This window comes from Methanobrevibacter sp. YE315 (genome assembly GCF_001548675.1).
Classification (GTDB): Archaea; Methanobacteriota; Methanobacteria; order Methanobacteriales; family Methanobacteriaceae; genus Methanocatella.
This window is the reverse complement of sequence record NZ_CP010834.1, coordinates 1,990,753-2,003,458: the sequence shown is the minus strand read 5'-3', so window position 1 is coordinate 2,003,458 and position 12,706 is coordinate 1,990,753. Positions and strand designations below refer to the sequence as shown.

The window sequence follows — 12,706 nt, the reverse complement described above, 5'->3', positions numbered from 1 at the left end:
AATATGTATGAAACATTAACATTTACTGGTGGAGTTCACAAAAGTGAAGAAATTAAAGAATTAATTGAAGATTTGGGAGGATTTATTCTTCAAGAAAGCATCCAACAGATGGAACTAGTTCTAAATATGGCAGTTCCAATTGAAGACGTGGATAAAGTTGAAGCCAAATCTAATGAACTTTTAGCAAAAATATCCGTTGCTCCTATGGCAGGTTCTGAAATAGCAATTATTTCCCCAACACTTGCAAGACACCATTTGCCTCATGCGGCATGTGACATTTCAGAGTATTTAAGGGAATATGGTGCTAAGGATAACATGATCGGTCTTGCTAGAGGTGATGGTAAAGGCACTTCAGGAATCACTGAAGAAGAAAAAAGCCTAATTGAAGAGCATGATATTGCCGTTTTTGCTTTAGGCAGTTTTGAAAACTGTATTAAAGAAAAAGCATTCTTATATGATGATATTGATATTCCAGTAATTGTTACAGGTTCTCCTTATATGGATGTTGATGAACTTCCTGGAGCTGATGCGTATGTTGGCGGACTTGGAAGAATCCCAAGGAGGCTTAGGAGAGGTCCTGATATACGTGCTTTAGATAACCTGGTTGAAACTATAGAAAGGATTTTAAACGAAAGAAAACATGAAATGACTCTTGATGCACCGTTAGTACCTTCCATTGTTGTAAAAAATGCAATTGAAAATCAAGTTAGGGAGATTAAGGATGTTATTTCTCCAACACCGGTAACTTCACAATTGGATGGTGTACGTGTAAAGTTGGATTATGATAAATACGCCGATGTAATCGCTGATGTGGTTATTGACGGCAAAAAGTTATCAGAAATTGCTGAAATTAAAAAATCATTCATGTATGATTATATTTTAGTTAAAATCAATAGTGAGAGTTCTCTTGTTGAGGATTCAAACTAATCTTCTTTTTTTTAAAGTATTCGCATTCCGAAGAAATTGATTGCATCCACCAAATCGTTGAAATCTTCTAATTCTCTTTCGATGACATTTTCATCAGTCATGTCTATGCTTAGTTCCCCATCAACTGTTAAGGTGTCTGGGCCACGGCCAACGATTCTTTCCAGACCGTCTGCACTTAATATTCTTTCTGCATCCAGTTGATGAACGAATGATCTTCCAGGGATGATTACGGCTTGTTTTATTTCACTCAAGTCAAGTTTTTCCAGGTCTTCCTTTGTAATCAAGCAAGCTATTTCCTTTTCAACCGCAACAACATTGACGCTATCAACTTCTAACTTATCAAATATTTTAGCAATGAATGGTGCGGCGATTTTGGAAGTTATGATTGTTGCTTCACCTGTCACCGGTTTAATAAACTGTAAGAATATCTCATTTTCATCTTTTGCAATTGCAAATGGTCCGCCGGTTTCGGGGTCGCATAATGGTGTGCCGCTTACTCTGAACTTGTATTCTGAATTGATCTGTTTGACTAATTCTGCAAAGTCTTCAACCGGCTGTGATTCGATTCCTTTAATGATAGGTTCATTTCCTAATATCAATCCTTCGTTGAATGTATTTGCAAATCTCATTAATAACATTCCTTTTGCACCCCATTCTTCAAGGGTATTGCAGGTCTGGCGCAATACGTCCCCATCATTTACTCCGGGAATGATTACTGCAGCACCGGTCAGTTTAATATTTTCACAGAAAGTTTTGCATGCTTTAAGGGCTTCTTCAGGATTTGGATCTTTCACCCATTCTTTTCTGAGTTTCGGGTCTGATGAAAAAATAGTAAATGAAACTTCTTCAACACCATTATTTATTAATCTGGAAGCAATTTCTCCATCGGTTATGCCTTTTCCACAGGTATAACCTAATACTGATGGTATTGAATATTGATTTAAACCTGCAGTCAATGTTTCAAGATGAGGATAGCAGCTAATGTCTCCGCCGCCACTGATATTGGCTGTAACTTTCCCAGGTCTCATATTCATCATTAATGCAGTTTGAACTTCGTTCATTACTTGGAATGGTGGTTTGAATTCACTTTGTGTTTCACTAATTCCTTTACTGCATCTTTCACAGCCTATTTTATTAGGTAAACAATGAGCACAGCCAAAACTTTTAACTTCTTTTACCTTTCTGAAGTAACAGTATTTACAAAAACCGTTACAGTCTTTACCAGGTATTCCTCCAACATCTGCTACAAGTTGCATAATTTATTATTTTTTATTTCATTTTATTTATAAATTGAGTGTAATTTTTAAAATCAATTTTTGTATTACTTTTAGTATTATTTATTACTCTGAAGCTCAAAAGTAATAATTTGTTATTTTGCTTTATTTCATAAAAAAAGTATTTAATAATTATTTTTTTTAAATTAAATTTAATTAATGTTTTAAATTCAATATTTATTTTGTTTTAATTAAATTTTTTAATTTTAAATCAATTTAAAGAATTTTAAAAAGTATTACTTTTAGCAGTATTTTTCTTAAATAAAAAATGTTTTATTATACTTTATAAACTTTTCTAAAATATTCCATAGGTAATCTTTATATTATATCTTTTATAAAATAAAATTTGTATACCATATGGCTGGCTATTGCAAAGATTTGCTTTGTAGCTATATGCTCGATTTGGTAAAAAAGTTACCATTGAGAGCGGTATATTAGTTAAACTCTATTTATTTAGGAGGGAAAAAATGGCAAAGTTTGATGATAAAATCGATTTATTCGATGATAGAGGCAACGAAATTGCATCTGACGTACCAATCGAAGCTATTAGTCCACTTAGGAACCCTGCAATTCAAAAAATTGTTAAAGGTGTTAAAAGAACCGTTGCAGTAAACTTAGAAGGACTCGAAAAATCCGTTAAAACCGGTGCTGTTGGTGGAGACAAATCCAGAATTTTAGGAAGAGAATTAGATCTCGCTATTGTCGACAACGCAGAAGCAATCGCAGACAAAATGAAAGGTATTATCCAAGTTTCTGAAGACGATGATACTGTTGTAACACCTATTTCCGGAGGAAAAAGGTTATTAGTACAAGTACCAACTAAAAGAATCGATGTTGGTGCTGAATACTCCGCAGCTCCATTATCAACTGCTTCAGCTTTAGTCCAATCTGTTATTGACATCTGTGATGTTGATATTTACGATGCAAACTTCGTAAAAGCTGCAGTATTAGGTAGATACCCACAATCTGTAGACTACAAAGGATCTAACATTGCAACCATGTTAGACATTCCACAAAAACTTGAAGGTGCAGGTTATGGTTTAAGAAATGTAAAAGCAAACGACTTCGCTGCTGCTACCTTGAAAAACACTTTCCAAGCTACTGCATTATCCGCAATCTTCGAACAAACTGCAATGTTTGAAATGGCTGATGCTTTAGGTTCATTTGAAAGATTACACTTATTAGGTTTAGCTTACCAAGGTTTAAACGCTGATAACATGGTATATGACTTAGTAAAAGAAAACGGTGCAGAAGGTACTGTTGGTAGTGTTGTACAAGGAACCATTGCACGTGCTGAAGCTGATGGCGTAATTGCTCCTCAAAAAGAATTAACCGATTTCGCTATTTACAACACTGATGACGCAGCTAAATGGAACGCATATGCTGCTGCTGGTGCTGTAGCTGCTACTATGGTTAACGTAGGTGCTGCTCGTGCTGCTCAAGGTATTCCATCTACTTTATTATACTTCAACGACAACCTTGAATTCGCTACTGGTTTACCTGGTCTTGACTTCGGTAGAGCAGAAGGTGTAGCTGTAGGATTCTCCTTCTTCAGTCACTCCATTTACGGTGGTGGAGGTCCTGGTCTCTTCAACGGTAACCACGTTGTAACTAGACACAGTAAAGGATTCTGTATCCCTTGTGTAGCTGCTGCTATGGCATTAGATGCAGGAACACAACTCTTTTCACCAGAAGCAACTTCTGGTTTAATTAAAGAAGTATACAGTCAAATTGATGAATTCAGAGAACCTATTAACGCTGTTGCAATTGCAGCTGACGAAATTAAAGGTGACATCTAATTAATTTGAATATATCTAATTTTCGAAGGTTAGAATATGGATATTGAGATTTTCCCTTACAGAGTTCTTGGAAGTGATACAACAGAAAAGTTGTTGAATGAACTAGAATCTCTAGAAGATGTAAGAAGAACTGTTATCCACGGTCCAAGGTTCCCAAAAGGTGAAGCTACTTTACCTCCAAAATACAGGGAACGTAGGGTTATTAATATCAATGGTGAGGATGTTGTTCTACAAGTTAAAACTGCTAGAATATTCCTCGAAATAACAATGGAATCAACAATTAAGGAAATCGAAAAAATCTGTGAAACTTACATTCCATATGGTTTTGATATTAATCAAGATAGGTCTAATTATATCAGAAAAGAAAAAACTGTTACTGATAGGATTAAATATGGAAATTCAGATTTGCCAGATGAATTAATTGGAATGACAGATCAATATTCATCATTTGATGACCATGTGAAAATTATTAAAAAGGATGACTTAGATTAATATGATAGGACGCTGTACTCACGTAGTAGATTGTAGGGAAGCAAGTGGTATGGGTAAAGGTGGAAGCCTTGCTCAAAGAGGCACTTTCGCTGAATGCGGTACTGATGTATGCGCAGTAGCAATGTCTCCAGGACGCAGACACATTACCAAGCCGGTTTGCGAAATTACTTTTGGATTACGTGAAGCAAATGTTTTAACAAGTACTATGGTTTTAAATGCCGGTGCTGGTGTTCCTCATGACGCTCCTGCTGCAGGGGGTACCTTATTTGGTCTCACTGATAAAGAAGTTGAACAATTACGTAATTTTAAACTAATTGTGATTCATTTAGGAGGAGTTGCAAATCATTTAATTTACAAAGCAAGATTAATTCTAAGGAATGTCAATAAACACTGTATAATTATATGCGAATCACCAGTAGATTGTGAAGATTTTGCTAAAATTGGTGTAAAAACTTCCAAAGTAATGCCTGCAGATGAAGATATTAAAACCGAAGGTACTATTGATGATATTGTTACAGGAGTTATCCGTGGTGAAACAATTTCACAAGAAAAATTAGATGAAATAATTAGAAAAGTTAAATTAGCATTAGGAGATGCATAATTATGGTACAAATTTATCCAGGTACTTCTCAGGTTGCTCAAAACAGAAGAAACTTCACTAACCCTGAATATGAGTTAGAAAAGTTAAGAGAAATTTCTGACGAAGACGTAGTAAAAATATTAGGTCATAAAGCTCCAGGTGAAGAATACAAATCAGTTCACCCACCATTAGACGAAATGGACGAGCCAGATGACAGTGTAAGAGAATTAGTAGCACCAATCGACGGTGCAAAAGCAGGAGACAGAATTAGATACATCCAATTCGTAGACTCCATGTACTTCGCTCCAGCTCAACCTTTCATCAGAGCTAGATCTTACTTATGCAGATTTAGAGGAATCGATACTGGTACATTATCCGGAAGACAAGTAGTTGAAGCAAGAGAAAGAGACATCGAAAGAATCTCCAAATACCTCTTAGAAACCGAATACTTTGATACCGCAAGAACCGGTATTAGAGGTGGAAGTGTACACGGTCACTCCTTAAGATTAGATGAAAACGGTTTAATGTTCGACATGCTCAGAAGACAAGTATTCAACAAAGAAACCGGTAAAGTCGAAATGGTAAAAGACCAAATTGGTAAAGAATTAGACGAACCTGTAATTTTAGGTGAACCATTAGACGAAGAAACTTTAAGAGCAAAAACCACTATTTACAGAATAGATGGTGAAGCATACAAAGACGACGTAGAAGCTGTGGAAGTTTGTCAAAGAATTCACGTTTCCAGATCCTTTGGTGCATTCAATCCAGAAGCAGGATGGTAGATTAACATGGCTGATAAAAAATTCTTAGATGCAATGAAAAAGAAATTCGTTGAAGATCCAACCGAAAAAACAACCCAATTCTATAACATGGGTGGTTGGACCCAATCCGAAAGAAAAACTGCATTCGTAAACGAAGGTAAAGAAATTGCAGAAAAAAGAGGAATCCCAATGTACAACCCAGACATTGGTTCTCCTTTAGGTCAAAGAGCTTTAATGTCCTACCAATTATCCACTACCGATACTTTCGTTGAAGGTGACGATTTACACTACATCAACAACGCAGCTATCCAACAAGCTTGGGATGATATTAGAAGAACTGTAATTGTAGGATTAAACACTGCACACAACGTTCTCGAAAAAAGATTAGGTATTGAAGTTACTCCTGAAACCATTACAAACTACTTAGAAACTGTAAACCACGCTATGCCTGGTGCAGCAGTAGTTCAAGAACACATGGTAGAAACTGACCCATTAGTAGTAGCTGACTCATACGTAAAAGTATTTACTGGTGACGACGAATTAGCAGACGAAATTGACTCTGCATTCGTATTAGACATCAACAAAGAGTTCCCTGAAGACCAAGCTGAAGCTTTAAAAGCTGAAGTTGGAGGAGCTATTTGGCAAGCTGTAAGAATCCCATCCATCGTAGGAAGAGTCTGTGACGGTGGTAACACCTCCAGATGGTCTGCTATGCAAATTGGTATGTCAATGATTTCTGCATACAACCAATGTGCTGGTGAAGGAGCTACTGGTGACTTCGCATACGCATCCAAACACGCAGAAGTTGTTCACATGGGTACTTACTTACCTGTAAGAAGAGCAAGAGCAGAAAACGAACTTGGTGGAGTTCCATTCGGATTCATGGCAGATATCTGTCAAGGTTCCAGAGCTTACCCAGATGACCCTGTAAGATCAACCTTAGAAGTAGTAGCTTTAGGTGCTGCTTTATACGACCAAATTTGGTTAGGTTCTTACATGTCTGGTGGTGTAGGATTTACCCAATATGCTACCGCAGCATACACCGATAACGTATTAGACGACTTCACCTACTACGGTAAAGACTACGTCGAAGACAAATACGGAGACTTATGCTCCGCACCTAACAACATGGACACTGTTCTTGATGTAGGTAGTGAAGTAGCATTCTACGCATTAGAACAATACGAATCTTACCCAGCTTTACTCGAAACTCACTTCGGTGGATCTCAAAGAGCATCCGTTATTTCCGCAGCTGCTGGTTGTTCCACTGCATTCGCTACTGGTAATGCACAAACTGGTTTAAGCGCATGGTACTTATCCATGTACTTACACAAAGAACAACACTCCAGATTAGGATTCTACGGTTTCGATTTACAAGATCAATGTGGTGCAGCTAACGTATTCTCCATCAGAAACGATGAAGGTTTACCACTCGAAATGAGAGGACCTAACTACCCTAACTACGCAATGAACGTAGGACACCAAGGTGAATACGCTGGTATCTCACAAGCACCTCACTCCGCTCGTGGAGACGCTTGGGCTTTCAACCCATTAGTAAAAATCGCATTTGCTGACAAAAACTTATGTTTCGACTTCAGTCAAGTACGTGCTCAATTTGCTAAAGGTGCATTAAGAGAATTCGAACCTGCTGGTGAAAGAACTGCTATTACTCCAGCAAAATAGATAGATAAACACATAGATAGGTGTCTTTTCACCTATCTATTTTTTTATAAAAATTTAAGCGAACCTAAATAAGTATTCACAAAGCTTTTATATTAATAATTTAAAGAAATATATACTAAGCAATAATTACTTGACATTATTGCAATTATAAATGATTTTTGTAAGGAACAAAAATCAAGGTTGTTTCACGTTTATTAAATGATCAATTTAATAAAAAATATGGAGGAAAAAAATTATGGACCCTGTAACATTAGGTGTAGTTGCATTAATGGGTGCAGTTGCTACTATTGGAGGGGCTGCAGAGGACTTAGAATCTGATATTGGTTCTCAAAGTAACCCTAACTCCCAAGTTCAACTTGCTCCACAAATGGGACATTTACACCGTATGATAAACAAGGCGACTTCTGGTGAACCAGTCGCTTATGGTGTTTGGTGTGGTGTTGCTGGTGCTGTTGCATACATCATTATGTCTTTAGGTATGTTACCTATCGTAGCTATTGCAATTGGTGCTTGTATCGCTGCTTTTGTTCACGCTATTTATACTGTTACATCCCACATGGGAAGGATTGTCGGACAATCTCAATTCGAACAACCATTATTTATGGATGTTTTAACTCAATCTTTAGGACCTATCGCAGGTCACGGATTTATAACTACTTTTTGTATAGTTGGAATTTCATACTTAATGACTATTCCAATTAATGGTACTGCATTACACGTATTCCCATTACCACTCTTAGCAATGCTTTGGGGTATTGCTCTTGGAGCTATCGGTTCTTCAACTGGGGACGTTCACTATGGTGCAGAAAGTGAATATCAAAAATTTGAATTTGGTGGAGGAACCCCTGTAGCTATTCAAGGGGATATTGTTACTAAAGCTCCAATGGGTGCTAAAAACTCTATGGATGTAGTAAACTTCTGTGCTAAATTTGGTGGACCATTAACTGGTTTCTGTTTCGGTCTCGTTGTATTCTTTAGTTTCTGGAATACAGTAGTATTTGGAGTATATGGTGGTATTATTGTAGGTATTATCATTGTTATCTTATTAGTTATAATGGATAACTACTTAGAAGTATTTGCAAGAACCAAATATGGACCATATGAGGAAGAATAAGGAGGTTTCGATTATGGATCCAATTAGTTTAATTTTATTCATCGCAATAGGCGGTATTATGATTGGTGCAGGTGTGCACTTTATTCCTGTAGGAGGAGCTCCTGCGGCTATGGCAACAGCTACTGGTGTAGGTACAGGTACTGCTATGTTAGCTGCTGGTGCTGGTTTAACAGGACTTATTACTGCTGCAACTATGACAGGTGAACCATTCTATATAGTAGGTATAGGTGGAGCAATAGGTGCTATGATCATGATGGGTATTACCATGCTCATTGCTAACTTAATTTACATCTTTGGTGTAGGTATTGTTCCTGCAGCATCCAAAGTACCTGTTGACTGGATTACCAAACGTAACCAAGAAGCATACAAAACCCCTGGTACCGAAGGTCACGGTGTACCAGTAACTTCATTTGTAAGTGGTCTTATTGGAGGACTTCTTGGTGGATTCGGTGGTGGATTAGTCTACTACGGTATTTATGATTCTGTAAAAGCTTCTTTTGACCCTGCTACTGCTGTTGGTTTAGCTGCTATTTTAGGTGTAGGTGTGTTCTTTATTAACTCTGTAATTGCTTCTTATAACATCGGTGGTACCATTGAAGGTATGCACGATCCAAAATTCAAAAGAATTGGAACTGGAGCACTTGCATGTGCAATCGCATCTATTGTTGTTGGAATCTTTTGTATTATTTTAACTGGAGGTATCTAAATGTCTGCTGGTGGAAGTGCTGACGGTGCAGCTGCAGGTGCAGTTGACTCAATGCATTTATTAATTTTAGGTATTGTTGGTGGATTACTTGGTATCTATTTATCTAGTTTCTTAGGTGATGTCATCGGACCAGTATTAGCTGGTCTTGGTGCTGTATGTGCTATTGTATGGGGTGCTGACGCAATCCGTAGAGTAGCAAGTTACGGTTTAGGTACTGGTGTACCATCTATTGGTTATATGTCTTTATCTGTTGGTGTTATTTCTGCATTAGCAGGTCTTAGTTTAGCAGCAATGTTAAAAATCGCATTAATTGGACCTATTGCAGCATTAGTTATTGCATGTATCATTGGTGCAGTTATTGCTGTAGTTGCAATTAAAATTGTAGGTATGAAAATCCCTATTATGATTCAATGTACTATTGAAATTGCTGGTGCAGCTGCTTTAGCTATTTTAGGATTTGCTGTCGCAATTGCAGGCAGTTTTGAAATAGCAGCTATTATGAAAAGTGTTGTTGCAACTGGTTTTATTGCTGTATTATTTATTATGTGTACTATGGCTATCCAACACCCATTCAACGCATGTTTAGGACCTAACGAAGATCAACTAAGAACTCTCAAATGTGCATGTTCTACTGCATTCTTAGCTATGACTATTACTGGTATCATGTCCATCACTACTGGTGGATTAGGTTGGTTTGTCGTATTCATCGTTGGTTTAATTGGTTGGGTAATTTCATTCAGAGCATTCGTATTAGCTTCCATGAATGACGCAGCATCAACCAAATGGGCTGGATTATGGCCTAAAGTGGAGCAATAGATTAGGAGGAATTAAATATGGCTCAAATGTTACCTATGATACAAATTATACCTGAAATGAACTTCGCATTAGACCCTGCAACTGGGGTTATTGGTTCATCTTTAGGTTCCGGAGTTGTACTCTTATCTATGGACGAAGTGGAAGAACAAGTAGCAAAAGTTGAATTGGCTGCTGATGAATTAATGGCTTCATTAGATCCATACACAAGTCCTGTAGGATCATTCCCAGGAAGGGAAGGTTCATATGTAACTGCAGGATTATTAACTAACATGGTATATGGTTTCTTATTAGCATCATTCATTATATTTGCTGCATTACCAATCTTACAAGCGATGGGGGTTTTATAGATGGCTGATAAAAAAGCTCCTGCAGATGGCTGGCCGGTTATTAGTGGGGATTACATTGTAGGTGATCCTGAAAGCCCTGTTGCAGTAACAACTTTAGCTTCACACATTGAAGCTGAACTTTCTGGAGCAGCTATTGCAGGTCCATGTAAAACAGAAAACTTAGGAATAGAAAAAGTTGTCGCAAATATTATTTCAAACCCTAATATTCGTTTCTTAATATTAGCTGGTGCTGAAGTACAAGGACACATTACTGGTCAAAGTATCCAAGCATTATACGACAACGGTGCAGACCCAGATAAAAAGAAAATTATCGGTGCAACCGGTGCTATTCCTTTCGTAGAAAATGTTCCTCTCGAAGGTATTGAAAGATTCCAGCAACAATTAGAAATTGTTGACTTAATCGATACTGAAGATATCGGAGCAATTCAATCAAAAATTAATGAATGTGTAGAAAAAGATCCAGGTGCTTTTGAAGAAGAAGCTATGGTTATTTCTGTTGACGACGACGGTGGAGATGAGGAAGAAGGTGAAGCAATTAGAGTTATTTCTGCTGAAACCGGACTCATTGAAGCAAGGATTAGGGATATTAACACTAAAATCGATATGGTCGGAGCTATTCAAAGAAATATGGCCGGTAATTATGCTGGTAAAGTCCAAGGTATAATGATCGGATTAGCTTTCACTTTAATCATTGGAGTTTTATTCTTGATGTTCTAAGGAGGATAAATTATGGTACAAATTTCAAATAAACCAAATATAGGCGGAATGAGAACTGCAGCTGATGATGCTGAATACAGTTCAAAACTCCTTGCAAGAGAAGGTAAATTATTCGCTGGTTTACTCGCAACCAGATTTAAAGGATTTGCTATCGGTGCTTGTATAGCAACACTCTTTATTGTAATTATTCCTTTCATTGCAAAAGCATTAGGATTATAGAGGTGTTATTATGAGTGATGAATCAGTACCTTCAGTAATGGTTTCCCCTGATGATTTCAATGCTCTCGTTGCTAAATTAGATGAAGCAGAAGAAAAAGTTGATTTCACTGTTGGGGAATATTATCAACGTTTAGGCCAACAAACTGGTAGAGATGTTGGTATATTGTATGGTATTATACTTGGATTAATTATTTTAGTTGTAGCTATTAAATTTGGAATAACTACAATGCTATCTACCTTATTATAGGAGGTTTATACTTATGTTTAGATTTGATAAAGAACAACTCGTAATTGATATTGCTGGAGTTAAAATGGGTGGGCAACCTGGTGAATACCCAACCGTTTTAGCAGGAACAATCTTTTACGGTGGACACAAAATTATTAGTGATGAAAAAGCAGGTGACTTTGATAAAGATGCTGCTGACGGATTAATTAAAACTATGGAAGAAATGTCTGATGTAACCGGAAACCCTTGTGTTGTACAAACTTTCGGTGCTACTGCAGATGCTATGGTAAAATACTTAGAATTTGTAGGAGACGTCTGTGACAAACCTTTCCTTATCGACTCAACTGCAGCAGCTGCAAAAATTGCAGGTGTAGAATACGTTCAAGATGCAGGATTAGCTGACAGAGCTGTTTACAACTCTATAAGTATGGCTGCAGAACCTGGTGAAATTGAAGCTATTAAAAACTCAGACATCGATGCATCCATTCTCTTAGGTTTCAACCCAATGACTCCTGGTGTAGAAGGAAAAATCGAAATCTGGGAAACTGGTGGAGCTGTAATCGACAAAGGTATTCTTGAAATGGCAGATGAATGTGGAATTACCAAACCATGGATGGACGTAGCTGTAACTCCATTAGGTCAAGGTGCAGGACCTGCTGTAAGAACCGCTTACGCAGTAAAAGCTAAATGGGGATACCCAGTAGGATCCGGTATTCACAACGTACCTTCCGCATGGGACTGGTTAAGACAATACAAAAAAGAACACAAAGAAGCATGGCCTGTTTGTGACATTGGTTCAAACATTGTTCAACAAATGGCTGGAGGAGACTTCGTTCTTTACGGACCTATTGAAAACTCCAGACTCGCATTCCCTGCATGTGGTATGGCTGATATTATGATTGCTGAAGCAGCAAAAGATATCGGTACCGAACCTGTAGAAGACCACCCTATTAACAACTTATTATAGATAAAAGGGTCCCGATTAGATGATTACTTTCATCTAATCATTTTTTTCTATTTTTTACTTTTTTTTAATTAACTTTTC

The 12,706-nt window shown here is 37.3% G+C and carries 15 protein-coding genes; 14 read left to right on the top strand and 1 reads right to left on the bottom strand.

Translation table 11 applies throughout. The annotated features are described in order from the left end of the window. The first annotated feature begins 3 nt into the window (after positions 1–3). Positions 4–927 (top strand): methanogenesis marker 7 protein, encoded by a 924-nt coding sequence (locus TL18_RS09330; RefSeq protein WP_067044675.1) that lies wholly within the window; start codon positions 4–6, stop codon positions 925–927. A gap of 11 nt (positions 928–938) precedes the next feature. Here TL18_RS09330 and mmp10 read toward each other — a convergent pair whose 3' ends face one another. Further along, the gene (mmp10, locus tag TL18_RS09325) at positions 939–2,183 is read right to left on the bottom strand and encodes a methyl coenzyme M reductase-arginine methyltransferase Mmp10 (protein WP_067044672.1); all 1,245 of its coding nucleotides are present in this window, start codon (positions 2,181–2,183) and stop codon (positions 939–941) included. Between the two features lie 485 nt (positions 2,184–2,668). Here mmp10 and mcrB point away from each other — a divergent pair, with 485 nt between their 5' ends. The 13 genes from mcrB to mtrH all read left to right on the top strand — a co-directional run bounded on the left by mcrB (position 2,669) and on the right by mtrH (position 12,628). After that, complete coding sequence (mcrB, locus tag TL18_RS09320; protein ID WP_067044669.1) at positions 2,669–4,000, top strand: coenzyme-B sulfoethylthiotransferase subunit beta; 1,332 nt, start codon at positions 2,669–2,671, stop codon at positions 3,998–4,000. Positions 4,001–4,036: 36 nt separating this feature from the next. After that, positions 4,037–4,492 (top strand): methyl-coenzyme M reductase operon protein D, encoded by a 456-nt coding sequence (mcrD, locus tag TL18_RS09315; RefSeq protein WP_067044667.1) that lies wholly within the window; start codon positions 4,037–4,039, stop codon positions 4,490–4,492. A gap of 1 nt (position 4,493) precedes the next feature. Beyond that, a complete protein-coding gene (gene mcrC / locus TL18_RS09310; RefSeq protein ID WP_067044664.1) occupies positions 4,494–5,093 on the top strand; it encodes a methyl-coenzyme M reductase I operon protein C in 600 nt (199 codons plus the stop codon). 2 nt (positions 5,094–5,095) lie between these two features. Further along, positions 5,096–5,854, top strand: a complete 759-nt coding sequence (gene mcrG, locus TL18_RS09305) for a coenzyme-B sulfoethylthiotransferase subunit gamma (RefSeq protein WP_067044661.1) — start codon at positions 5,096–5,098, stop codon at positions 5,852–5,854. Between the two features lie 6 nt (positions 5,855–5,860). Then, positions 5,861–7,516 (top strand): coenzyme-B sulfoethylthiotransferase subunit alpha, encoded by a 1,656-nt coding sequence (mcrA, locus tag TL18_RS09300; RefSeq protein WP_067044659.1) that lies wholly within the window; start codon positions 5,861–5,863, stop codon positions 7,514–7,516. A gap of 235 nt (positions 7,517–7,751) precedes the next feature. After that, a complete protein-coding gene (gene mtrE, locus TL18_RS09295) occupies positions 7,752–8,630 on the top strand; it encodes a tetrahydromethanopterin S-methyltransferase subunit E (RefSeq protein ID WP_067044656.1) in 879 nt (292 codons plus the stop codon). A gap of 13 nt (positions 8,631–8,643) precedes the next feature. Beyond that, positions 8,644–9,336 carry a tetrahydromethanopterin S-methyltransferase subunit D gene (gene mtrD, locus TL18_RS09290; RefSeq protein WP_067044653.1) on the top strand — a complete coding sequence of 231 codons (693 nt, stop codon included), beginning with the start codon at positions 8,644–8,646 and terminating at the stop codon, positions 9,334–9,336. After that, positions 9,337–10,152: a tetrahydromethanopterin S-methyltransferase subunit MtrC gene (gene mtrC, locus TL18_RS09285; protein WP_082706454.1), complete on the top strand. Its 816-nt coding sequence runs from the start codon at positions 9,337–9,339 to the stop codon at positions 10,150–10,152. A gap of 17 nt (positions 10,153–10,169) precedes the next feature. After that, a complete protein-coding gene (locus TL18_RS09280; RefSeq protein ID WP_067044650.1) occupies positions 10,170–10,499 on the top strand; it encodes a tetrahydromethanopterin S-methyltransferase subunit B in 330 nt (109 codons plus the stop codon). Continuing rightward, entirely contained in the window at positions 10,500–11,216 is a 717-nt protein-coding gene (gene mtrA / locus TL18_RS09275) for a tetrahydromethanopterin S-methyltransferase subunit A (RefSeq protein ID WP_067044647.1), read from the top strand. It begins immediately after the preceding gene. Between the two features lie 12 nt (positions 11,217–11,228). Then, complete coding sequence (locus tag TL18_RS09270) at positions 11,229–11,435, top strand: tetrahydromethanopterin S-methyltransferase subunit F (protein ID WP_067044643.1); 207 nt, start codon at positions 11,229–11,231, stop codon at positions 11,433–11,435. A 10-nt stretch (positions 11,436–11,445) separates the two neighbouring features. Beyond that, positions 11,446–11,682 carry a tetrahydromethanopterin S-methyltransferase subunit MtrG gene (gene mtrG / locus TL18_RS09265; protein ID WP_067044639.1) on the top strand — a complete coding sequence of 79 codons (237 nt, stop codon included), beginning with the start codon at positions 11,446–11,448 and terminating at the stop codon, positions 11,680–11,682. A gap of 13 nt (positions 11,683–11,695) precedes the next feature. After that, entirely contained in the window at positions 11,696–12,628 is a 933-nt protein-coding gene (mtrH, locus tag TL18_RS09260) for a tetrahydromethanopterin S-methyltransferase subunit H (RefSeq protein ID WP_067044636.1), read from the top strand. The last annotated feature ends 78 nt before the right edge of the window (positions 12,629–12,706 follow it).